This window comes from Bifidobacterium sp. SO4 (genome assembly GCF_018555355.1).
In the GTDB taxonomy this organism is placed as follows: domain Bacteria; phylum Actinomycetota; class Actinomycetes; order Actinomycetales; family Bifidobacteriaceae; genus Bifidobacterium; species Bifidobacterium miconisargentati.
Genome location: NZ_JAFEJP010000016.1, coordinates 57,973 through 80,372 on the forward strand (window position 1 = coordinate 57,973; position 22,400 = coordinate 80,372).

Below are 22,400 nucleotides of genomic sequence, written 5' to 3' on the forward strand. Positions count from 1 at the left end.
CGTCACTTGGCCAGGCCGTCAAGCCACGGGGTCTTGAGGCTGTTCCAAATCGGGCCGCCCCAGCTTTCCTCCAGCGCCGCTTCGAGGGCGGCGGCGGGCTTGTACATGACCTCGTCGCGCTGCTGCGGGGCGATGAACTGGAAGCCCACGGGCAGGCCGTCGTCGGACAGGCCGGCCGGGATGGACATGGCCGGCACGCCGGCGAGGTTGGCCGGAATGGTGGCGATGTCGTTCATGTACATGGCCAGCGGATCGTCCATCTTCTCACCGAACTTGAAGGCGGTGGACGGGGAGGTCGGGGATACCAGCACGTCGGCCTGCTCGAAGGCCTTCTTGAAGTCCTGGATGATGAGCGTGCGAACCTTCTGGGCCGAGCCGTACCAGGCGTCGTAGTAGCCGGCGGACAGGGCGTAGGTGCCGAGGATGATACGGCGCTTGACCTCGTCGCCGAAGCCGGCCTCACGGGTGTAGGCCATCATGTTGGCGGCGGTCTGCGGCACGCCGGCCGGCGGCATCACGCGCAGGCCGTAGCGCATGCCATCGTAGCGGGCCAGGTTGGAGCTCACCTCGGACGGCATGATGATGTAGTAGGCGCCCAGGGAGTAGCCGATGTGCGGGCAGGAGACCTCGACGACCTCGGCACCCATCTCCTTGAGCTTGTCGACGGCCTCGTTGAAGCGGGCCTCGACGCCGGGCTGGAAGCCATCACCGCCGAGTTCCTTGATCAGGCCGACCTTCAGGCCCTTGAGGTCGCGCTTGGCACCCTCGCGGGCGGCGGCGACCATCGGGCGCGGGCCTTCCGGAATGGACGTGGAGTCGCGGCGATCGTGGCCGCCGATGACTTCCTGCAGCAGGGCGGAGTCGAGCACGGTACGGGAGACCGGGCCGATCTGGTCGAGCGAGGAGGCCATGGCGATGGCACCGAAGCGGGAGACGCCGCCGTAGGTGGGCTTGACGCCCACGGTGCCGGTCAGGGCGCCGGGCTGACGGATGGAGCCGCCGGTGTCGGTGCCGAGGGCGAGCGGGGCCTCGAACGCGGCGACCGCGGAAGCGGAGCCACCGCCGGAACCGCCGGGCACGCGCTCGGTATCCCACGGGTTGTGGGTGGTCTGGTAGGCGGAGTGCTCGGTGGAGGAGCCCTGGGCGAACTCATCCAGGTTGGTCTTGCCGAGCAGCGGCATGCCGGCGGCCTTGAGCTTTTCGATGACGGTGGCGTCGTACGGCGGCACCCAGCCTTCGAGGATCTTGGAGGCGGCGGCGGTCTCGATGCCCTTGGTGACGATCATGTCCTTGATGGCGATCGGCACACCGGCCAGTTCGGGCAGGGCGGCCTTGTCTTCGGCGGACTTCTTGTCGAAGGCGTCGGCCTGCTCCAGGGCCACGTCGCCGGAGACCTTGAGGAAGGCCTTGATGGACGGCTCGGCGGCCTCGATCACCTTGAGGTGGGCCTCGACGAGCTCGCGGGAGGTGACGTCGCCCTTCTTGATGGCGGCGGCCTGCTCGGCGGCGGACAGCTTGACGAGAGATGCGGTTTCGTTGCTCATCGGGTTCACTCCTCGCTTCCCAGGATTCGCGGTGCCACGAACATACCGGCCTCGGTCTTCGGGCCGCCGGCGAGCGCCTCTTCCTGCGTGAGCGGGGTCTCGGCCACGTCCGGGCGCAGGTAGGCCTCAAGCGGAACCGGGTTGGCGGTGGGCTCGACGTCGTCGGAAGCGACTTCCTGGACCTTGTTGATGGAGTCTGCGATGACGTTCAGTTCGCCCTGCAGACGGGTGATTTCCTCATCGGTGAGCGCGATTCGGGCAAGATCGCCCAAATGCACGATTTCTTCGCGTGAAAATGTTGGCATGGGCCCAACTATACGAGTGGTTTGTGACACGCGGAATACCGCCGCTCGAAGCATGGGCCGGCGGTCGGCCGATGGGCTTCCGGGCGCTTGGGGCCAAATGCAGGCGAGGCAGTCCAGGCACCGGCTGACCGGGATTTACCGTTGAGGACCGTTGAGGACCGGTGCGGCGCGGTAAAACGGGGAGCAGGTGCCGCCGATGCTCCTTTTATGACATGCAGGCGGGGCAGAACAGGGGCAGCTGCCCCTTATGCCCCCATCAGATGCCTATCAACGAGGCAGCATAGGGACCAATCCACCTTTCTTGCTCTGCGGAGCAGCCATCAGCAAGCAAGAAAGGCAACATATCTGTAGAACCGCGTTTTACCTGCCGTCAGCGCCCGTCCGGCAACACTCAGGAGAGCGAACACAATACTGAACGGCCCTGCTAAGCCAGGATTGACGTGCATCCAATCCGACTGCGCCGGCAGATCCTCCGGCAAGGGACGCCGAGAATAAGGACCACATGTCAATCTTGGTTTAACAGAGACTGCTGAATCCCTCGATCCCCGACAAACTCGCGAACAGGACACGTCGAGGGCATTGAGCAACCCTGCTGAAGCATCGAAGAAACAGGCGCCGTATGCCGTCACTTCACATCGGCGCGTTGCGTGACGACGAGGCCTCCAATCCAGGCGACGGCGACCCAGGCGAGCAGGATGAGGCCGGACTGCCACCATTCGGGAATCCAGTAGTCCTGCAGGACCGAGACCGAGGAGACGGCATCGCTGCGGATGCTGCCGCCGAGGAAGTTGTTCATCGCCATGTCGGGCGTGAGGTAGGCCAGGGTGCCGAGCCAGGAGACCTGGCTGACCGCCATGGAGACGATGGCCAGTATGGAGGAGAGGACCATGAGCAGTACGACCACCGTGCTCACGCCGCCCACCGTGGAGCGGGTCAGCGCCCCCAATCCCACCGCCATCAGGGCGATGAGCATGATGATCAGAGGGAAGCCGGCCACGGTGATGGGGATGATGCGCCACTGGTCGCCTTCGAGCGGCGTGACGTCATAGCCTCTGGCAAACAGCAACAGCATGCCGGATGCCAGCAATATGCCCACGATTCCGGAAGCGAGCGCGTACAGCGCCACGGCAAGCGATTTGCCAACGTAGAACATGCCGCGTCTGGGATTGGCGGTCAGGCTGGATTGGATGGCGGACGTGGTGTACTCGCTGGTGATGGCCATAACGCCGAAGATGCCGATCACCAGCGCCGCGGTGCTGCCCGAGGACGCCAGCACGGCCCACAAATCGGCGGCGGCGAGCGGCTTGGGATGGTCAAGCGTTTTGCCGGTGGTGATGTCGATGGTGGCCATGAACGTGATGGTCCAGGCACTCAGCGCGGCCATGCCCACCATGAGCGCGGAGGCCAGGCCGAGCAGGATCCAGGTGGAGTTCAGCGATTTGAGCTTGAGCAGCTCGGCCTTGAGCACGCCGAGGAAGGACAATCGGATACGGCGACTCCAACGGTTGGCGCGGCGTCCGGTTTCACGGGACGAGGCAGGGACACGGTCCCTGGCCATGGCCGTTTTCTCACCATCCGGATTCAAGGCATCCATCTCCGGGCCGTTCATCATCCGACCTCCTGCGCACGGTATTCGGTTTGGTTATGGGTCAGGGCCATGTATGCCTCCTCAAGTGAGGCATGTTCCTCGACGAGTTCGTAGGTGATCAGCCCCGCCTGGGCGAACACGCGGGCGGCGGCCACCAGATCGGCGCCGGTGATGCGGAACACCTCGCCCATGGGCGGGTCCGCAGGCGTGCGTTGGTCCGGCGTGACGTCGACCCCTTCGGCATTGGCGAAAATCGCCATGAGCTTGGCCGGTTCGGGTGTGACCATGCGGATGGAACGTGCGGAATGCTCGGCCACGAACCTGCCGACCGTGGTGGTTTCCAGAATGCGTCCCTGGCCGATGATCACGAGGTTGTCCGCGGTGAGCGCCACCTCGCTCATCAGGTGCGAGCTCAGAAGCACGGCACGTCCCTGCGAGGCATAGTAGCGGCACAGTTCACGCACCCATTTGACGCCTTCCGGGTCGAGTCCGTTGATCGGCTCGTCCAATACCAGGTTATGCGGGTCTCCCAGCAGGGCCGCGGCGATGGACAGCCGCTGGCTCATGCCGAGCGAGAAGCGGCCCGCCTTGGTCTTGGCCACGCTGGTCAGGCCGGTCATGTCGATGACCTCGTCCACCCGGCGTTTGGGGATATTGTTGGTGTAGGCCAGCGCAAGCAGATGGTCACGGGCCGAACGCGACCGATGCGCCGACTTGGCGTCCAGCACCGCTCCGACGGCACGCATGGGCGCACGCAGGCTGACGAATGGCTTGCCGTCGATCAGCGCATGGCCGTCGTCCGGAGCGATCAGACCGAGCATCGCGCGCATGGTGGTGGATTTGCCGGCGCCGTTGGGCCCCAGAAAACCCGTGACCTTGCCGTCCTCGGCGGTGAACGTCACGTCACTGAGTGCTTGTTTGGATTTGAACCGTTTACTGAGCCCCTCAACCTCAATCATGGTTCAACTCTAGGTGACAAGCCGGCGCCTCGCCAGTGCGACGGCCTGGCTGTCGACGTATGGCTACCCGTTTTGGCAGCCGTACGCATCGGGGGCAGAACGTTCCGGTCCGTGCAGATCGGAATCGCCGTGCCTATCGGCCGATGACCGCGTGCTGGGCGATCCAGGCGTGCATCGCCACGGCGGCGGCGGCACCGGCGTTGATGGAACGGACCGAACCGAATTGGGAGATGTAGACCACGTCGTCGGCCAAGTCGAGAGCCTTCCGGCTCAGGCCCGGGCCTTCGGCGCCGAACAGGAGCAGGCAGCGCTTGGGGAAAACGTAGGTTTCCATCGGCACCGCACCGGGGATGATGTCGAGGGCGATGACGCGGGCGGCCTCCAGCTCCTTGATACGCGCGTCCGCGGCGGTGAGTTCGGCCAGCGCGGATTGTCTGGCGTCAGGGACCGGGACCGATGCGTGCGTATCAGACGGAACGGGATTGGACAGGAGCGGGGCGACCGATGCACTGGCAGCCGTGGCGGGAGTTCGGGCTGGAACGCCGAAGTCCCCGGCATCGATGTCCGCCATGAGCCTGTCGTTTTCGGAGATCAGCGATGCAGCCGAGGGGCGTGGCGTCAGAACCGCGGATTCATGGACGTGTACGGCGGCGGCCGCGGCGCGGGCGCGTTCGTAGGCGATTTCGCCGGCGATGCGGTTGCGCCAGCATTCCACCAGCTCGGCGATGGACGGGTGATGCTCCACGTGCTGGTAAAGCTCGGTCATCAGCGCGCCCTTGCGGTTCCACTTGTGCGGGCCGACGATATGCACGCACCTTGCCTGGAAGGCATTGGCGGTGCGCACCATGGAGCCGATGTTGAAGTCGTGGGTCCAGTTCTCCACCGCGACCTCGAAATCATGACGGCCACGGACGTCCAGATCGTCCTTGATGGCCTGCACGGACCAGTACCGGTACCGGTCGAGCACGTTGCGCCGATCGCCTTCGTTCAGGAGTTCCGTGTCGAAACGGGAATCGTAGTTGGGCGATGCGGCATCATCCGGACGGGGTTCGTCGGGATGTGTTTCGGCCCACGGGCCTACGCCGATTTCACGGAATTCGGGTTCGCCGGATGCCTTGGCGGCCAGGGAAATCTGATTCGGCGCGTGCAATCCGCGTACCTCCTGTGATTGCGCATCATGGTTTTCGCCAGAATCAAGCGAAAACAAAAATATCAGGCTCTGTTAAACCAGAACTGACATGAATCCCACCGGACTACCCCTCAGTCGGTTTCGCCGCCAGCTCGTCTGACAAGGGGAGCCAAGATGAAGGGGCATGTCAATATTGATTTAACAGAGCCAAATAGTAATACATGCGGATTCCCGGAGAGACACATGGAATGGAAGAACTGCCTCAGGGAAAATCCGCCTATAACCGATGAAATCGGTTAAACCGAATCCAGCAACGGTTAATTACCGCAGCTCGGATTCGTCGAAGACCTGGACGAAGGGCAGGATATGGCTTTCGCCGGTGGAGGGGTTGATGACGTCGATGTCCTTCGCGCCGCCGCCGACCAGCGAGGCGATGGCCACCACGGAGGCGCCCAGCTGTTCCACCACGCCGAAATCGAGGCTCAGCTCGTTGCCGTTGCGCAGGGTGACCAGGGAGCTGGTCTGCACGTACGACTTCTCGGACAACCATGCGTCCAGCAGCACCACACGGCGGCCTTCGATGGACGGTCCCTTGATGGACGGATAGACGAAGTCCATGACGAATCCGTCCAGATCCTCACCGCGGGAGGCGGCTGCCTGCATCATCGCGGAGACCATCGGCACGGCAGCGGCGGTCAGGGCGCCAACCGCGTCGAAGTCGTCTACCGAGTAGCCGGCGTCCTCAAGGGCGTCGAGCAGCACATGGCCCATCACCACGGCCGCGCGATGGTCGAAGGTCACGGCGGCCAGTTCGGAGAAGGGACGGCCCACCACGTGCTCTTTGAGCAGGGAGGCCAGCTGCTCGCGCGGGTCAAGCATGGCGAAATCGGTGGCGTTCTTCGAGGCGGCAAGGTCCGGGGTGCCGGTACGGCGGAATCCAGATTCAGTCATGTTCCCAGACTATCGCCTGAGGGGGTCAGGGATGGGGCTGGACCCCGGCCGTAACTGGAACACATCGGCTCAGTCTTTGGCGTTATCGGACGAATCGAGGTCCGAGGGCGCAACCTCGGGCGCGGCGAGTTCGTTGATGTTGCCCGATTCGGATTCGATGAGCGGCACTTCGCCGATGATCTTGGTGGGCTCGATCTTCTGCAGCTTGCGCGCCGTGGGCAGCACGCGCTTCTCCAGACTGGCGGCGAACTTGTTATAGGCGCCGACCGTCTTGGAGATCTGCGTGCCGAGCTTGGTGGCGTAATCGCCCAACACGGCGAAACGGTCGTACAGTTCACGGGACAGATCGAACAGCTGCTTGGCGTCATCGGTCAGGGACTGCTGCTGCCAGGCGTACGCCACGGACTTCAGTACGGCCCACAGCGTGACCGGCGAAGTGAGCGCCACCTTGCGGGAGAAGGCGTCGTCCATCAGCGTGGGATCGGCTTCGAGCGCGGCCTGAAGCAATGCCTCGTTGGGGATGAACGCCACCACGAAGTCCGGGGCCGTGTCGAAGGCGTTCCAGTAGGCCTTCTCGCCGAGGGCACGCACATGCTCGCGCAGCGCCTTGGCGTGCGAACGCAGCAGCTCGTCTCGCCGCGCCAATTCCTCCGGACTGGCGGTTTCCGAGATCTCGCAGGCGCGCTGGTAGTCGGCGTACGGCACCTTGGCGTCAATCGGAATGGTCTTGCCGCCGGGCAGATGGACGATCATATCCGGTCGCAGCGTGCGGCCGTCCGCACCGGTGACCACCACCTGCGTATCGAAGTCCACATGTTCCAGAAGTCCCGCGGATTCCACGATGTTCTTCAGCTGGGCCTCTCCCCACGCGCCACGAACCTTGTTGTTGCGCAGCGCGGCGGACAGGGAGCTGGTCTCCTTGTCCAAGCGGGCCTGCTGGTCGTTGAGGCCCTTGAGCTGGGCCCCGAGGGCGCCCATCTCCTGCTTGCGGCCCTCCTCGATCTGCGTGACCTTGTTCTGCAGCGCATCGAGGTTCTTGGCCACCGGGGCCAGTGCCTCCAGTACCTTGCTCTGCTCCTGAAGCCGCGCCTCCTGCTCGCGCCGCTTTGTTTCGGCGGCCTCCGCCTCAGCACGGCGACGTTCCTCGGCCGCCTTGGCCTCCGTCTGACGGCGCTCCTCGGCCTCGGCGGCCGCACGCTCACGCTCGTGTTGAATGCGGATCTGCTCGGCCTGCTGGGCCTGCGCCAGTTGCGACTTCACGAACGCCAACTGGCGTTCCGCACCTTCCATCTGCGCTCGTGCGGCGGCGTTCACGGCATGCAGCTCGGCGATTTCGGATCGGGCGGACTCCAATGCGGCACGCGCCTCCTCCAATTCCTCGGCCTTGGCGCCGCGGGCCATCTCCTGGCCCTTGTTCCGCCCCAGCAGGAATCCGGCGGCGAGTCCCATCACGACTCCGACCACCAGTACCAGCACCACGATCACTACGGTTCCCATTTGTTCAGACATGGTTCCCAGTATCGCATTGTTTGAGAAGGACGGTAAAATTTTCCCTTCGCACCGAAATCACGCCGTTTTCACGACTTGACAAGGCGGGCGATGGCGGCGGAGGCCTCGGCGAGCTTCTCATCGGCGACCGCCCCTCCCTCCGCGGAGGCCTGACGCACGCAATGGTTGAGGTGGTCGTCCAGCAGCAGCAACGCCACGGACTTCAGCGCCGAATTCGACGCGGAAATCTGCGTGAGGATGTCGATGCAGTATTTGTCGTCCTCCACCATCTGCTCGATGGCGCGCACCTGCCCTTCGATGCGGCGCAAGCGCGCCACCACCTTCGCCTTGTCTCCGCTATAGCCATGCATGCCTGCCACCAGCCTTCCGCCGTCTGTTATTCCTCAAGCTGAACACACCACATTATATACCCTATAGGGGTATTGGGTATACACTGTTGCCCGGTACAATGAAGAGAGGAAGGAGCGGGTATGGAATTCGATATCTTCCCGGTGGCTGCGGCCCTGTTGGCTGCGGCGACCCTGACATGGCTGGTGTTGCGGTTCTTCTTCGCCCCGCAACGCGGCGAGGCCGGCACGGTCAGCAATGGCCGACAGCATGCGACCATCACCGTCAAAGGCGGTTACTCCCCCGCGCAGGTGACCATGCGGGCCGGCATGCCCATCACCCTGACGTTCGACCGGAAGGAAACCGGCGAGTGCACCTCGCATGTGGTGTTCGCGGATCTGGGCATGGACGCCATGCTGCCGGGCAATGCCACGACCGACGTGGAATTGCCGGCACTGCCGGCGGGCGAGTATCCGTTCGCCTGCGGCATGAACATGGTACATGGGTTGCTGCGCGTGGAGGGGAAGGAGGACGAACTTCGCTCGCGGTCCGGTGGCCCGGCCGAGGCCGAGCGCTTCTCTCCCCCAGTCTCGCTTCGTTCGACAGCCCCCTCGTCAGAGGGGGCCAAGGACGCGGCGGCAGCGGAGCAACGCGAGGCCCAGGAACGCCGCAACGAAATCAGGTCGCTCACCAGACTGGTGGTCATCGGCGCGGTACTGACCATCCCGGTGTTCGTCGTCACCATGCTGCATATGGCGAATCCCGCGCTCGTGCCGCACTGGATGGTGAACCCGTGGCTGCAGGCCATGCTCATCACCCCGGTGATGTTCTATTGCGGCCACCCCGTCCATTCAGTTGGGTTCCCGGCGCTGGCCCATCGTTCCCCGGACATGAATTCGCTGGTTTCGCTGGGCACGTCGGCCGCCTACCTGTACAGTCTGGTGACCTGCATCGCCCCGTGGGTCTTTCCCGAAGGCTCGCGCGAACCGTATTTCGAATCGGTGGGCGTGGTCATCACGCTGGTTCTGGTCGGTCGTCTTCTGGAGACCAAGGCCCGCGAGGGCACCGGCAAGGCCGTGCAGTCGCTCATCAAGCTGCGTCCGACCTCCGCTCACCTGCTGAACGCCGGCACCAACGACCCCATAGCCATCGACCTCGGGAACATCGAATGGCGCAATCCCGCCAACGCCACGGACACGCCCATCGACGCCGTCTCCACCGGCGATCTGCTGGTCGTGCGCGCCGGCGAGCGCGTGCCCACCGACGGCGTCATCGTGGCCGGCGAGGTCACGGTGGACGAATCGATGATCACCGGCGAATCGAAGCCCGTAGTCAAGTCGGCCGGAACCGACAAGACCACCCTGACCGGCGCGACCGTGCTGCTGAAGGGCGATTGCGTGATGCGCGCGACCCAAGTGGGCGCGGACACGGTGCTTTCGCAGATCGCCGCGATGGTGGCCCGCGCGCAGGCCACGAAGGCCCCGGTGCAGCAGCTGGCCGACCGCATCGCCCGGTATTTCGTGCCTGCGGTGATGATCATCGCCATCTGGACGTTTGCCGTATGGGTTTCGCTCGGCCCCAATCCGAAGCTCGCGCACGCGATGGTCACGGCGGTCAGCGTGCTCATCATCGCCTGTCCGTGCGCGTTGGGCCTCGCCACGCCGCTTTCGGTGACGGTGGCGCTGGGCCTGGGCGCCACGAACGGCGTGCTGGTCACGTCCGCCAAGGCGCTGGAGCAGGCACGCCTGATCGGTACCGTGGTGTTCGACAAGACCGGCACCATCACACGCGGCGTGGTGGACGAATCCGCGGATTGGAGCCGCCCGAGCTACGAACAGGACACGGTCAAGGACGGTTCCGTCGAGGCCGTCGCGGCGTTGCGCGCCCGAGGCATCCGCACGGTAATGTTGTCCGGCGACAAGGCGGACGTAGCCTCCCGCATCGCACGCGAGGTGGGCATCGATACGGTGATCTGCGAGGTCAAGCCGGACGGCAAGGCCTACTGGATCGAGAAACTGCAGCGCGAGCGCGCCGAACACGGCGCGCAGGGCGAGCGGTCCGGCGCCGGACAGTCCGCGAATCTCATCGCGATGGTAGGCGACGGCATCAACGACGCGCCCGCACTGGCGCAGGCCGATCTCGGCATCGCCATCGGCACCGGCACGGACGTGGCCATGCAGTCCGCGGACGTGACGCTGATGAGCGGCGACCTGCGGGGCGTGCTCAGGACCATCGACCTGTCACAGGCCACGATGCGCAATATTCGCGAGAATCTGGGCTGGGCGTTCGGGTACAACGTCATCGGCATCCCGATCGCGGCAGGCGTGCTGTTCCCGTTCACCGGCTGGCTGCTGAGCCCCATGATTGCAGGTCTGGCGATGGCGTTGAGCTCGGTGTGCCTGGTGCTCAACGCGAACCGTCTGCACGGGACCGATATCGGCGTCGGACAGGCTTCCGGCGGCAAGTCCGCCGCCACGGCAGCGGCCTCGGCATCCCGCTCCCCCGCCGCTGAACCGACCGTCATCATCGACGATCGCACCTCATTGCACTTGTCCGCGCACACGGACAACAACCATCCAACCACCAAGGAGAATCCCATGGATATGAACATGCACATGCATCACGCCGCACCGGCCGAGGGCGAGACCGCCACCGATCCGGTGTGCGGCATGACCGTGGCCGTGAACGCCGACGCCATCACGCGCGAACACGACGGCAAAACCTACTACTTCTGCGGCGAGCACTGCGCCAACAATTTCGCCAAGGCCCCGCAGATCTTCCTGAACGACTGAACGGCCGGGCGCCTGAACGGCTGGCAAAGCGCGGCAAGACGCTATTGACGGAAAATCCCGCGAAGCCACACTTCAGCCAGCTTTCACCGATGGGAAGCCACAGCAAGGCCACAAGTAAGGCCAGGCACGATATACGAAGACGGCCCCTGCATGCAATCGCAGGGGCCGTCTTCGTATATCCGGGGCACCGCCTATCAGGCAGGTACTGGCGTGATCACCGCTGGTATCAGGCGAAGAAGATCACGAACATCCAGCAACCGATGATCGCGCCCACGATCGGGGCCACGACCGGGATCCAGGCCTCGCCCCAGCGGGAGGAGCCCTTGTGCGGAATCGGCAGGATGGCGTGCAGGAGGCGCGGCATGAGGTCGCGGGCCGGGTTCAGGCCAGGGCCGGTCGGGCCGCCCATGGAGGTCACGAGACCCCACACGATGAAGCCGACCACGATGGAGGCGGCGGCGTAATCCTGCTTGCCCCAATCCAGGGAGAGACAGCACAGCGCGCCGAACACGAGCACGAGGGTGCCGAACATCTCGTTGAGGAAGTAGTTGATCTTGTCGTTGTGGGCATCGGTGGTGCAGAAGGTGCCGAGAATGGCGTTGGCGTCCTCGGTCTCCTTGTAGTGCGGCCAGTAGGTCAGATAGACGATGAACTGGCCTAGGGCGGCGCCGAGCAACTGCGCGATGATGTACGGCAGCACCTCGTTCCACGGGAACAGGCCGTTGATGGCCTGGGCGAGGGTCATGGCCGGGTTGATGTGGGCGCCGGAGACGCTGCCGAACATGAGGACCGGGAACATCACACCGAAGCCGTAGCCCATGGCGATGTTCAGCCAGCCGGCGTGGTGGCCCTTGGTGTTCTTGAGTTCGACGTTGGCCACGGAGCCGTTGCCGAAGATCATCAGGATGGCGGTGCCGAAGAACTCGGCGGCCAGCTTGGTAAAGAGGGAGTATTCCACTGCTTCTTCTTTTCTTCCTAATTACTGGGTGATGTGACTGCTTTCGACAAGCAGGAGTCAAGCAAACTAGGCAAGTGTACGCCGAGGGCTGAACGTGGACGATGGTCCGCGCCGGCCGACGCGAAGCTGATTGGCGGCCGGTCCGGAACCGTCTGAGTCCTGTCCGGAAAAACAAAAAACCGGAATCTTTCGATTCCGGTTTATCTGTGCCCCCGCAGGGATTCGAACCCTGGACACGCTGATTAAGAGTCAGCTGCTCTAACCAACTGAGCTACAGGGGCGTTGGTTAGTTGTTGAAGTGTTCCTTGCAACGAGTGATAAATATACTCGGATTCAGAACGGATGCAAGTCTCGGCGTGTCGCCCGGAATTCCAACGTTTTTGAAAACGCGATTTTTGTCTTTCGGGCCACTTTGCGCACCCCTCAGAAGGACCCGAAAACATGCCTTCACAAAATACACACATATTTATGGCAGGTAAATATCGAGCGACATCACACAGGGGCGTGGTCCGAACTCGGAATCCACGGATACAACCTCTACGGAGTTTCCTGAATGCACGTCCTCGAGCAATACAGAAAGACTCTATTAAACCAAGATTGACATGAATCTCTGTCGGACTACCCCTCAGTCGGCTTCGCCGACAGCTCCCCTGACAAGGGGAGCCGAGAATAAATGGCCCACGTCAATCTTGGCCTAGCAGAGCATACAGAAAGCCCCGCGTCGCACGCGAACATGCGAACACGGGGCTTTCCGATGCTTAAGCTCAGACCTTCAGTCTGAAAGATTCCAGCGTAAAGCCGGAATGGTTCACTCGGCCACGACCTTCACGAAGAAGGAAGCGGTGATCTCCGGGTGGAGGGCCACCTTGGCGGGGAAATCGCCGGTGGTCTTGATGGTCTCGACCTCGATGGCCTTCGGGTTCACCGGAGCCTTGTCGGCCAGAGCGATGGCGATGGCCTCGTTGGAGATACCACCGAACAGCTTGCCGGACTCGGACACCTTGGCGGCGATCTCGACGGTCGTGCCCTCGATGGCGGCCTTGGCGGCGACGGCATCCTCGCGGGTGGCGACGGCCTTGGCCAGACGGGCGCGCTTCATGGCGACGATCTGGGCCTCGGCACCCTTGTTCCACGCGAAGGCGAGGCCCTGCGGGATCAGGAAGTTGCGAGCGTAGCCGGCCTTGACGGTGACGACGTCACCGGAGTGGCCCAGGTTGGACACGGTCTTGGTGAGAATAACCTTGGATTCAGCCATTGTTCAAAGCCTCCCTAACTCAGCGACCCGAAGTGGCGTACGGCAGCAGAGCCATCTCGCGGGCGTTCTTGATGGCCTTGGAGATCTCGCGCTGCTCCTGCACGGTCACGCCGGTGATACGACGGGAACGGATCTTGCCGCGATCGGAGATGAACTTGCGCAGCAGCGCAACGTCCTTGTAATCGATCTCGGTGATCTTGGCAGCCTTCAGCGGGTTCGGCTTCTTCTTGAACGGCTTGACCGGCGGTTGCGGCCTCTTACGTGACATGATGTTCTCCTTAAAAATTCGATTTGCTAATGCTGATCAGCTTGCGATGCAGGCTTAGAACTCCGGGTCGGAATCGTCGCCGCCACCGAAATCGGAGGAGGCGCCGAAAGTCGAGAAGCTGCCGGAATCGGAGGAGCCGGAGCTCCACGGATCGGCCGCTGGAGCGGACGGGGCGGACGGCGCCGCGGGCTGCTGGGAGTAACCGGCGCCACCCTGGTAGCCGCCGTTGTAACCTCCCTGGCCACCGGAGTAGCCGCCCTGGTTGCCGTAGCCGTTGTTCGGCTGGCCACCCTGATAGCCACCGTTGTTGCGACCCTGGAAGCCGCCCTGACCGGACGACGTGCGGGTCACCTGGGCGGTGGCGTACCGCAGGGAGGGCCCGATCTCGTCGAGCTGCATCTCCACCACGGTCCTCTGGGTACCGTCCTGTGCCTGGTAGGAACGCTGCTGCAGGCGGCCCTGGGCGATCACGCGCATGCCCTTCTTCAGGGACTGGGCGCAGTGGTCGGCCAGATCGCGCCATGCCGAACACCTCATGAACAGCGCCTGGCCATCCTCGAACTGGTTGGTCTGGCGGTTGTAGGTTCGCGGGGTGGAAGCAATCGTGAAGCTCGCCACGGTGGCCCCGCTGCCAATGGTGCGCAGCTCGGGATCCGAGGTGAGGTTACCCACGATGGTGATGACGGTTTCGCCTGCCATAACGGTCCTTACTTATCTGTTCGCCAGCTGATCGGCTGACTGAAACGCTGTAACTCAGGCGTCCTTACGAAGGATCTTCGTACGGATCACGGATTCGTTGAGGTTGAGCACACGATCGAGCTCATCGCTGACAGCGGGCTCGGCGGTGTACTTCACGACGACGTAGTTGCCTTCGGTCTTACCGGCAATCTCATAGGCGAGCTTGCGACGGCCCCAGTAATCGGGCTCATCGAAAGAACCGCCTTCCTTGGTGACGAGCTCCAGATACTGCTCGGTCAGCTTCTTCAGACCGCGCTCATCCAGCTCAGGATCGGCGATGAACATCAGTTCGTACTTGTGCGCAGACATCACCCACCTCCTTCGGACTAATCGGCCACGGACGTTCCGTGGCAGGAGTGTGTATACGCTTGCCCCGAACTCCGCGCATCGTACGCGAAGCCCTTTTGGGCAACTTGCCCATACTATGAACAGGCCGAGACAGCGGCAAGCCCCCTCCGCGAGCCGCCGGCAGCGACGCCGGAATGTTCGGAAAAGCGCGGAATCGCGCTGTTTTGTGCAATCGCACGGGGGTACGATGGGCGGTGAAGAGTCCATCAGAAGAAGGGAAGTTCTCATGTTCTGTCCGAATTGCGGCGCTCCCGTGCGCGAAGGTGTGCAGTTCTGCGCCTCGTGCGGCACGCGAGTGGCCCAGCCCGCGGCGCCGGCAGCCCCGGCAGCCCCGGCCGCCCCGGCACCGACGCCGGTCCACGATGCCGTGAGCGACGCGACCGTACTGTCCACGCACGCCCCGGCAGCCCCGGCAGCCGCCCAGCCCGTCCAGCCCGCTCCGACGTCCGCGGCCCAGCCGACCGGCGCGTTCCCGGCCGTGCCCGCACCGACAGTGCCGGCTCCCAACGCGCAGCCGACCGCCGCGATTCCGGTCCCGCAGGTTCCGGTCCCGCAGACTGCGGCCGCACCGCAGCCTCAGCCGACCGGTACGTTCCCGGCGGTCCCCGCTCCTGCTCCCGCACCGGCTCCCCAGCCCGCGGCCCAGGCGGCACCGACCACGCCGACCGGCCCGATTCCGACCCCGGCCGCCGCACCCGCACCGCAGCCCGGCGCAGCCCCCGCACCCATGCAGGTCAAGCCCGCCTCCGCCAACCCGATGGTCAAGGAACTCACCAGCGTGGGCAACATGCAGGCCATCGGCGCCTCCGCGGGCATCGGCGTCATCGCGGCGATCGTGCTGTCCGTGTTCCCGGCCATCGCGCTCAATTCGCTCGGTTCCGGCAGCATCTTCGGCAGCAACGGACTGATGTCCGGCGTGACCGACATGCTGCAGATCACCCACGGCGTCAACTTCTTCCACTACCTCATCCTGAGCCTGGCGATCGGCGTGGGCGGCGGCTCCACCATCAACCTGAACACCTCCGCGCTGTCCAACTACGCCAGCCAGTCCGGAATCGATATCTCCGGCATCACCTCCAACCTCAACGTAGCCAACCTGATCTCTTACCCGCTCGGCCTCACCGGCGTGGCGCTGGTGATCGGCGCGGCCTACGGCGCCTACATGGTGGCCCGGCTCAAGGGCATCCGCTTCAAGTTCGCGGGTCTTGTCTCCGGCGTCATCTCCGGCGTGCTGTCCGCGCTGGTCGTCACCCTGCTGTCCGCCATCGGACAGGCGCCGATCGTGGAGAGCAACGTCATCGTGGCCCATCTGTCCGGCGCCACCTGGCGTACGTTCCTGGTGACCTTCCTGCTTGGCACCGTCGGCGCGGTGGCCGGCTACGCGCTGGCGCAGTACGCCTCCGATTCCAAGACCGTGTTCCAGGCCTTCTGGCAGTGGCTCCACCGCAGCCGCGGCTTCGTGCGTTCCACCGCCGAGGTCCTGACGCTGCAGCTCGCCCTGTTCCTGGTGGCCGCCATCGTCGCGCTGTTCGTCATCACCTTCAAGGCCGGCCAAGGCATGATTCTGATGACGTTCCCCATCACCATGCTGTTCATCGGTGAGATGTTCTTCACCTTCGCCACGTTCGGCACCATGTCCATCACCGAGGGAACCAACCAGCTGCCGTCCAACGCCAGCCTGTTCAGCCCTGACCTGGGCATGCCGGTCTGGCCGATCTGGCTGCTGTTCGTGCTCTTCTTCCTGGTCACGGCCCTGACCGCCCTGCGCGCCTCCGCCCGCAACATGTACGACCCGGCCTACATGGGCTGGCAGCATACCTGGAAGATGCCGGTGGCCGTGATGGTGTTCTGGCTGCTCGTCAACGCGATCTTCGGCACGATCGGATTCGACCTGTCGGCCATCACGAACCTGCACATGATCATCGCGCCCGCCATGTGGAACTTCATCATCATGGGCGTCTGGGCCGTGCTGGTGGAGGTCGCCGCCATGACCTTCGGCCCGACCATCGTGGTCTCCGTGCCCGCGCTGTGGCCGGCCCTCGTGGGCGGCACCGTGCGCGCCACCCCGCAGCCGGTGGTCGATTACATCTACGCTTCCGGCGCGATGTTCGGCAAGTGGCCCACCTGGGGCGCGCCGAGCGAGGGGGTGTCCGTCCGCCCTTTTGACGGCGGTTCCAATCCGCCCGCGACGCCGGGAGGTCCGGTAGGCGGTCCGACGCCGCCTGCGCCGACCGCTCCGGGCTCGCCGAGCTCCCCTGCCACGGCTCCGGCGCCCGCCCCCGGTGTGGCTCCGTTCGCCGCCGCACCCACCGCAGCCCCGACCGCGATTCCGGCCGTACCGACCGCGGCGCCCACCGCCGCTCCCGGTACCCCCGGTGCCGCGCCGGTCGCCGCAACCACCACGATGACGGCCCAGCAGAAGCGCATCTTCATCATCACCGGAGCCGTGGTGGGCTTCCTGGTGGTGTTCGGCATCGCGTACGGTGCCCTGTCCTCCTCCGTGTTCAGCGCGAAGAGCGTGGCGAACAGCTACATCTCCGCCATCGAATCCGGCGACTACGACAAGGCCAACGACATCGCCAAGCCGGCTGTGGACCAGTCCAAAGCCGCGCTGCTGACCAGCAAGGCCTCCGCAGGCGAGAACACCACGATCACCAACGCGCGCATCTCCGAGACCACCACCAACGCGGACGGCACCGTGACCGCCAAGCTCTCCTACACGCTGGGAGGCAAGGAGGTCACCTCCGATTCCATCAAGATGGTGTCCAACGGCAGCAAGTTCCTGATCTTCAAGAACTGGACCGTGGCCGAACCGCTGGTCAAGAGCATCAAGGTCTCCCTGCCGAGCTCGATCGATAGCGTAGTGATCAACGGCGTGACGGTCACGTCTAAGAACTCGACCACCAGCTCGGACGACTACTCCTACTACGGTTCCCTCGAGTTCCCCGTATACCCCGGCACCTATAAGGCCACCGCGCCGAAGTCGGAGTACTACAGCAGCAACACCGTCTCCGTGAGCACCAACAGCGATTCCAGCGATTCGCTGAAGCTGGAGTCCACCGACAAGCTCAAGTCCGCTCTGAACGACGCGCTGAAGTCCGCCATCGACGAATGCGCCGCGTCCACCGAGGCCGAGCCGGAGGGCTGCCCGTTCGGTTACTCCTCCTATTACGGCACGAGCCGCTACCGCAACTTCAAGTGGAAGGTCAAGGACTACGCCACGGTGGATGACGTGGAAATGGCCCGCAGCTCGTACACCACCAAGGAGGGCGAGGTGAAGATGAACTACGAATACCATTCCAGCGATGGCTGGGAGCCGGAGGACGGTTCACGCTCCTTCACCGCCAATGGCACGTTCTCCATCTCCGATGGCAAGGTTTCGGTCAGCATCGCGAACTGATTCCGGCTAATTCCGACTAATTCCGGCAATTCTCACGAAACAGGCACCCCGCCGTGGCACACGCTGCGACGGGGTGCTTGTACACTGGGTAAGGCGAAAAATTACACGGCACTCGAACAAAGGATGCGAACGCATGTCGGCGATTCTTGAAGGCACTCCGGATAAACGACTCGTACTGGTCACGGGCCGCGCGTACCCCGAGCTGGCTGAGAAGGTGGCCGAATGCTTGGGCACCGAGATTCTTGAGACCACGGCGTACGACTTCGCCAACGGCGAGATGTACGTGCGCTTCGCGGAGCCGGTGCGTGGCGCCGACGTGTTCGCGCTGCAGTGCCACTCGGGCGACATCAACAAGTGGATCATGGAGCAGCTGCTCATGATTGACGCCCTGAAGCGCGCCTCCGCCCGCTCCATCACCGTGGTGGCGCCGTTCCTGGGCTACTCCCGTCAGGACAAGAAGCACCGCGGCCGCGAGCCCATCACCGCCCGCCTCATCTTCGACCTGTTCCGCGCCGCCGGTGCCGACCGCATCATGACGGTCGACCTGCACGCCGCCCAGGAGCAGGGCTTCTTCGACGGCCCGGTCGATCACCTCACCGCCATGCCGGTGCTGCTCGACTACGTGCGTGGCGCCGTGGATCTGGGCAACACGACCGTCGTCTCCCCTGATGCCGGCCGCATCAAGGTGTCCGAGCAGTGGGCCGCCAAGCTCGGCGGGCTGCCGCTGGCCTTCATCCACAAGCAGCGCGACATCACGCGCCCGAACCACGCCGAGGCCCATGGCATCATCGGCGATGTGGACGGTCGCGACTGCGTGGTGGTGGACGATATGGTCGACACCGCCGGCACCATCTGCGAGGCCGTGCGCACGCTGAACGAGTCCGGCGCCAAGTCGGTCACGCTGGTGGCCACGCATGGCCTGCTGTCCGGCCCGGCCGTGGAGCGTCTGGAGCATTGCGGTGCCAAGGAAATCGTGTTCATGGACACCGTGCCGATTCCGGAATCCAAGCGACTGGACAACATGACCGTGCTGTCCGTGGCCCCGCTGCTGGCCGCCGGCATCCGTTCCGTGTTCGAGGAAGGTTCCGTGGCCACGCTGCTGGAGGGTCTGCCGGAGGATATGCGTCCGCGCAACATCTATGCGTGATTGATACTTGATATTTCAACGAGAAGGCCGCTGCCCGTTATGTTGGACAGCGGCCTTCTCATATCTTTGGCTCCCCTCTCTGAGGGGAGCTGTCTCGCGAAGCGAGGCTGAGGGGAGCGCGGATGAAGAACACCCGAGGCACTCCCCTCAGTCAGCTTCGCTGACAGCTCCCCTTAGAGAGGGGAGCCGGAATAGAGGTGTCAGATGAACGCGCGGGCGCCGAAGATGGCGGTACCGACGCGCACGATGGTGGAGCCCTCCTCGATGGCGTAGGCCATATCCTGGGTCATACCCATCGAAAGCTCCTTGCAGTTCGCGGTGCCTTCCGCACCCGAGGCCAGGATCTGGTCGCGCGTGCGACGCAGATGCGCGAATCCGGCGCGGATCACACGCTCGTCATTCACATGGGCGCCGATGGTCATCAAGCCCTGCAGTTCCAAGCCGCCCATGGCACCGATGCGCTTGGCCAGGTCGATGGCGTGGCTGGGCGCGCAGCCGGACTTGGATTCCTCGCCGGACTCGTTGACCTCCAGCAGTACACCCACCGTGACGCCGTGCATGGTGGCGCGGCGGGCGATCTTCTCCGCCAATTCGATGGAATCCACCGATTCGATGGTGTTCACCACCGGCAGCACCTTGCCGATCTTGTTGGACTGGAGCTGGCCGATGAGATGGAACGGGATATGGTCCGTCGCGGCGGCACCCGCACCGGCCTCGGCCACCGCGTCATCGCCGCCGACGCCCAGCGCGATGCCGCGTTCGGCCAGCAGTCGCGTCAGTCCCGGAGCCTTGACCACGACTTCCTGCGGACGGTTCTCGCCGATCATATGGATGCCCGCGTCGATCGCGGCCATGATCTCGCCCACGTCGCGGGTCTTGGTGGCCGCCAGCAGTTTGACGGAGCCTGCCTCACGCCCGGCCGCGGCCTCGGCCTGCGCGATGCCGTCCAGCACCTTGTGCACGCCGTCCGCGATCTCCTGCGCGCGCGCCTGATCGATGACCTCGTTCGCGAGATCCTTATGGTCCATATATGCCGTCATAGTGTTCTCCCCGCTGAATCGAATCCCAATCTTACCCCGGATATGCAAGAGCCTTCCGTGAACGTTCACGGAAGGCTCTGTATCGCCTAGGGACGATTATCGATTATCTTCTGAGCCACACCCTCATCTCACCGATTTCGCGGTTGGCCCAGGAGTAGTAGGGCACCAGGGTGAGGGTCGCGGGCTCGGCGGGTTCGTCGTCGGCCGGGGCGTACAGGGGGGCGTCCTCGGCGTCGGGCGTCTCGCGCACGGCGGGCAGCGAGACCGTATCCACGCCGCCCAGCAGGTCAGCCCTGAACTCGGCCTTGGCGTCGGCAGCGATCGTGCCGGAAGCCAGACGGTAGTTCCACAGGTCGCCGGGATTGTCCGCCTGCTCGGCGCAGTAGACCAGCGGACCGCGCATCACGGCCACCTGGCCGGCATCGGAACGCACGTGGGAGTTGGCACGCACGAACTTCACACTCATGTCCAGATCGAGGGCGATCTCCAGCGTGTCGCCGGCGTTGACCGTCAGGTACACGAACCCGTCCTCGACACCGGCGGAGGCGGGCTTGCCGTTCACCGTCAGCGCATACTTGCCCAGCGACCAGCCGGGGATACGCAAACCGAAACGCACCGAGCTCAACACGGCGGAGGCGGGCAGGCCCACCGTGTATTCCACGTGGCCGTCCCATGGGAAGTTCGAACGCTGCTCGACCGTCAGACCGGAGGCGAACGAGGCGTTGTTGGCGATGAACTGGTGGCTGAGCACCGTATCGCCGCCGTCGCGTTCGGTGTAGATGTACCGGTCCACGGAGGCGATCAGACGCGCGATGTTCGCCGGGCAGCAGGCGCAACCGAACCAGTCCACGCGATGCGAGAGCACGTGGTGGCGGTCCGGGTTGGCCAGCCCGTCCGGGGTGGTCTCCAAAGCGTTGACGTAGTAGTACTGGCGGCCGTCCAGGCTGATGCCGGCGATCGAGCCGTTGAACAGCTCCTTCTCCAGCACGTCCGCGTACTCGCCCTTGGCCTCGATGTCCAGCATCTGCTGGGCGAACATGCTCATGGCCACGGACGCGCAGGTCTCGCCGTACATCGTGTCGTTCGGCAGGTCGTAGTCGTAGGTGAACGACTCGCCCACGTGCGTGGAGCCGATCGCGCCGGTCACGTACATGCGCTTGGTGACGATGTTCCTCCAGAAGCGCTTGGCCGTCTCGATGAGGCCCTCGTCACCGAGCAGACGGCCCACATGCGCCACGCCGGTGCACAGGTAGCCGACGCGCACGGCATGGCCGTCTGCGGTCTGCTGGTCGCGCACGGGCTGCGCGGCCTGGAAGTAGGTGGGCTTGTAGAAGCCGAGGTCAGGGAAGATGTTGTCGCCGTTCAGGGCCTTGAGCTGCTTGACGTAAAACTCGGGATCCTGGCCGCGCACGTCGATGAGGTACAGCGCGAGCTTGAGGTAGCGCTCCTCATGGGTCTCCTCGTACAGCTTGGCGAGGGCCAGCTCGATCTCCGGGTGGCCGTCGGCGCCGTGGATCTTGCCTTCTTCCGGACCGAAGTTCGCGTCGAGGCAGTCGGCCATGCGACGGGCCACGTCGAGGGCCTGCTCGTTGCCGGTGACCTGATGGTAGGCCACGGCGGCCTCGATGTAGTGGCCCATCACGTACATCTCATGGCTCTGCTGAATCAGGCTGAAGCGCGGACGGTTGGCCCAGACGCCGGACTTGATCTGATATGGGGTATCCAGATAGCCGTCATCCTGCTGGGCGCGGGCGATGAGATCCACGGTCTTGTCGCACAGGGCCTGGAGCTCGGGATCCGGGTGGTAGGCCAGCGCGTAGGCGGCCTCCTCCAGCCACTTGTAGACGTCGGAGTCCTGGAAGACCATGCCATGGAACTCGTCGTCGAGTTCGCCGGCGGCCACCTTGAGGTTGGCTACGGCATGGCTTTTGTTGTCGGAGAGCTGGTTGCCGGCAGGATCGTCCGGAACGACGGTGTCGATCTCGTCGTTCATCACGCCCCACTGGTAGGGAATCACCGATTCGACGATCTGGTCGCGACGCTGCTTCCAGAACGGGGAGGTAATCGTTACTTTCATGATTGTTCCTTGTATGTCTTGTAAGACAGATGGTTGCCGCTTTGGGTGGCGGGGAGGGCGGAGGC

18 protein-coding genes and 1 tRNA gene are annotated in these 22,400 nt (G+C 64.2%); 3 read left to right on the plus strand and 16 right to left on the minus strand.

Annotated features, from left to right (window positions below; all coding sequences use genetic code 11):
• Window positions 1-2: 2 nt before the first annotated feature.
• The 8 genes from gatA to JS536_RS10090 form a co-directional block, all read right to left on the minus strand.
• Complete coding sequence (gene gatA, locus JS536_RS10055; protein ID WP_214356812.1) at window positions 3-1,544, minus strand: Asp-tRNA(Asn)/Glu-tRNA(Gln) amidotransferase subunit GatA; 1,542 nt, start codon at window positions 1,542-1,544, stop codon at window positions 3-5.
• A 5-nt stretch (window positions 1,545-1,549) separates the two neighbouring features.
• A complete protein-coding gene (gatC, locus tag JS536_RS10060) occupies window positions 1,550-1,849 on the minus strand; it encodes an Asp-tRNA(Asn)/Glu-tRNA(Gln) amidotransferase subunit GatC (protein ID WP_044089358.1) in 300 nt (99 codons plus the stop codon).
• A 625-nt stretch (window positions 1,850-2,474) separates the two neighbouring features.
• Window positions 2,475-3,461 (minus strand): ABC transporter permease subunit, encoded by a 987-nt coding sequence (locus JS536_RS10065; protein WP_214356813.1) that lies wholly within the window; start codon window positions 3,459-3,461, stop codon window positions 2,475-2,477.
• Window positions 3,458-4,396, minus strand: coding sequence for an ATP-binding cassette domain-containing protein (locus tag JS536_RS10070; protein ID WP_214356814.1), 939 nt, complete (start codon window positions 4,394-4,396; stop codon window positions 3,458-3,460). Before JS536_RS10070 ends, JS536_RS10065 begins: the two co-directional genes overlap by 4 nt.
• Window positions 4,397-4,529: 133 nt before the next feature.
• Window positions 4,530-5,546, minus strand: coding sequence for a TrmH family RNA methyltransferase (locus JS536_RS10075; RefSeq protein WP_214356815.1), 1,017 nt, complete (start codon window positions 5,544-5,546; stop codon window positions 4,530-4,532).
• A gap of 300 nt (window positions 5,547-5,846) precedes the next feature.
• Window positions 5,847-6,476 (minus strand): orotate phosphoribosyltransferase, encoded by a 630-nt coding sequence (locus JS536_RS10080; protein ID WP_214356816.1) that lies wholly within the window; start codon window positions 6,474-6,476, stop codon window positions 5,847-5,849.
• A 69-nt stretch (window positions 6,477-6,545) separates the two neighbouring features.
• Complete coding sequence (locus JS536_RS10085) at window positions 6,546-7,985, minus strand: DNA recombination protein RmuC (RefSeq protein WP_214356817.1); 1,440 nt, start codon at window positions 7,983-7,985, stop codon at window positions 6,546-6,548.
• A gap of 68 nt (window positions 7,986-8,053) precedes the next feature.
• Window positions 8,054-8,335: a metal-sensitive transcriptional regulator gene (locus JS536_RS10090; RefSeq protein WP_214356823.1), complete on the minus strand. Its 282-nt coding sequence runs from the start codon at window positions 8,333-8,335 to the stop codon at window positions 8,054-8,056.
• Window positions 8,336-8,455: 120 nt separating this feature from the next.
• Between JS536_RS10090 and JS536_RS10095 the strand changes: the two genes are divergently transcribed.
• Window positions 8,456-11,104: an HAD-IC family P-type ATPase gene (locus JS536_RS10095; protein ID WP_214356818.1), complete on the plus strand. Its 2,649-nt coding sequence runs from the start codon at window positions 8,456-8,458 to the stop codon at window positions 11,102-11,104.
• 226 nt (window positions 11,105-11,330) lie between these two features.
• Here JS536_RS10095 and JS536_RS10100 read toward each other — a convergent pair whose 3' ends face one another.
• The 6 genes from JS536_RS10100 to rpsF form a co-directional block, all read right to left on the minus strand.
• Window positions 11,331-12,062, minus strand: coding sequence for an MIP/aquaporin family protein (locus JS536_RS10100; RefSeq protein WP_214305020.1), 732 nt, complete (start codon window positions 12,060-12,062; stop codon window positions 11,331-11,333).
• Window positions 12,063-12,269: 207 nt separating this feature from the next.
• Window positions 12,270-12,343 (minus strand) — tRNA-Lys (locus JS536_RS10105).
• A gap of 527 nt (window positions 12,344-12,870) precedes the next feature.
• Window positions 12,871-13,317 carry a 50S ribosomal protein L9 gene (gene rplI / locus JS536_RS10110; RefSeq protein WP_109057841.1) on the minus strand — a complete coding sequence of 149 codons (447 nt, stop codon included), beginning with the start codon at window positions 13,315-13,317 and terminating at the stop codon, window positions 12,871-12,873.
• A gap of 19 nt (window positions 13,318-13,336) precedes the next feature.
• Window positions 13,337-13,585, minus strand: coding sequence for a 30S ribosomal protein S18 (rpsR, locus tag JS536_RS10115; protein WP_033890661.1), 249 nt, complete (start codon window positions 13,583-13,585; stop codon window positions 13,337-13,339).
• Between the two features lie 54 nt (window positions 13,586-13,639).
• Window positions 13,640-14,284, minus strand: coding sequence for a single-stranded DNA-binding protein (locus tag JS536_RS10120; RefSeq protein WP_214305021.1), 645 nt, complete (start codon window positions 14,282-14,284; stop codon window positions 13,640-13,642).
• Between the two features lie 54 nt (window positions 14,285-14,338).
• Window positions 14,339-14,632 (minus strand): 30S ribosomal protein S6, encoded by a 294-nt coding sequence (gene rpsF, locus JS536_RS10125; protein ID WP_109057843.1) that lies wholly within the window; start codon window positions 14,630-14,632, stop codon window positions 14,339-14,341.
• Between the two features lie 265 nt (window positions 14,633-14,897).
• Here rpsF and JS536_RS10130 point away from each other — a divergent pair, with 265 nt between their 5' ends.
• Window positions 14,898-18,071 (plus strand): zinc ribbon domain-containing protein, encoded by a 3,174-nt coding sequence (locus JS536_RS10130; protein ID WP_214356819.1) that lies wholly within the window; start codon window positions 14,898-14,900, stop codon window positions 18,069-18,071.
• Window positions 18,072-18,204: 133 nt separating this feature from the next.
• Entirely contained in the window at window positions 18,205-19,218 is a 1,014-nt protein-coding gene (locus JS536_RS10135; protein WP_214305023.1) for a ribose-phosphate diphosphokinase, read from the plus strand.
• A gap of 200 nt (window positions 19,219-19,418) precedes the next feature.
• On the opposite strand, the gene JS536_RS10140 is transcribed toward JS536_RS10135, so the two are convergent.
• Together JS536_RS10140 and JS536_RS10145 are read right to left on the minus strand one after the other, a co-directional pair.
• Window positions 19,419-20,258, minus strand: coding sequence for a YggS family pyridoxal phosphate-dependent enzyme (locus tag JS536_RS10140; protein ID WP_214305024.1), 840 nt, complete (start codon window positions 20,256-20,258; stop codon window positions 19,419-19,421).
• Between the two features lie 103 nt (window positions 20,259-20,361).
• Window positions 20,362-22,335: a glycoside hydrolase family 127 protein gene (locus JS536_RS10145; protein ID WP_214356820.1), complete on the minus strand. Its 1,974-nt coding sequence runs from the start codon at window positions 22,333-22,335 to the stop codon at window positions 20,362-20,364.
• Between the last annotated feature and the right edge of the window lie 65 nt (window positions 22,336-22,400).

Excerpts from the sequence above, each read along its gene's own strand:
- gatA (WP_214356812.1), bottom strand. The coding sequence starts at position 1,544 with ATGAGCAACGAAACCGCATCTCTCGTCAAGCTGTCCGCCGCCGAGCAG.
- gatC (WP_044089358.1), bottom strand. The coding sequence starts at position 1,849 with ATGCCAACATTTTCACGCGAAGAAATCGTGCATTTGGGCGATCTTGCC.
- JS536_RS10065 (WP_214356813.1), bottom strand. The coding sequence starts at position 3,461 with ATGATGAACGGCCCGGAGATGGATGCCTTGAATCCGGATGGTGAGAAA.
- JS536_RS10070 (WP_214356814.1), bottom strand. The coding sequence starts at position 4,396 with ATGATTGAGGTTGAGGGGCTCAGTAAACGGTTCAAATCCAAACAAGCA.
- JS536_RS10080 (WP_214356816.1), bottom strand. The coding sequence starts at position 6,476 with ATGACTGAATCTGGATTCCGCCGTACCGGCACCCCGGACCTTGCCGCC.
- JS536_RS10085 (WP_214356817.1), bottom strand. The coding sequence starts at position 7,985 with ATGTCTGAACAAATGGGAACCGTAGTGATCGTGGTGCTGGTACTGGTG.
- JS536_RS10090 (WP_214356823.1), bottom strand. The coding sequence starts at position 8,335 with ATGCATGGCTATAGCGGAGACAAGGCGAAGGTGGTGGCGCGCTTGCGC.
- JS536_RS10095 (WP_214356818.1), top strand. The coding sequence starts at position 8,456 with ATGGAATTCGATATCTTCCCGGTGGCTGCGGCCCTGTTGGCTGCGGCG.
- rplI (WP_109057841.1), bottom strand. The coding sequence starts at position 13,317 with ATGGCTGAATCCAAGGTTATTCTCACCAAGACCGTGTCCAACCTGGGC.
- rpsR (WP_033890661.1), bottom strand. The coding sequence starts at position 13,585 with ATGTCACGTAAGAGGCCGCAACCGCCGGTCAAGCCGTTCAAGAAGAAG.
- JS536_RS10120 (WP_214305021.1), bottom strand. The coding sequence starts at position 14,284 with ATGGCAGGCGAAACCGTCATCACCATCGTGGGTAACCTCACCTCGGAT.
- rpsF (WP_109057843.1), bottom strand. The coding sequence starts at position 14,632 with ATGTCTGCGCACAAGTACGAACTGATGTTCATCGCCGATCCTGAGCTG.
- JS536_RS10130 (WP_214356819.1), top strand. The coding sequence starts at position 14,898 with ATGTTCTGTCCGAATTGCGGCGCTCCCGTGCGCGAAGGTGTGCAGTTC.
- JS536_RS10135 (WP_214305023.1), top strand. The coding sequence starts at position 18,205 with ATGTCGGCGATTCTTGAAGGCACTCCGGATAAACGACTCGTACTGGTC.
- JS536_RS10140 (WP_214305024.1), bottom strand. The coding sequence starts at position 20,258 with ATGACGGCATATATGGACCATAAGGATCTCGCGAACGAGGTCATCGAT.
- JS536_RS10145 (WP_214356820.1), bottom strand. The coding sequence starts at position 22,335 with ATGAAAGTAACGATTACCTCCCCGTTCTGGAAGCAGCGTCGCGACCAG.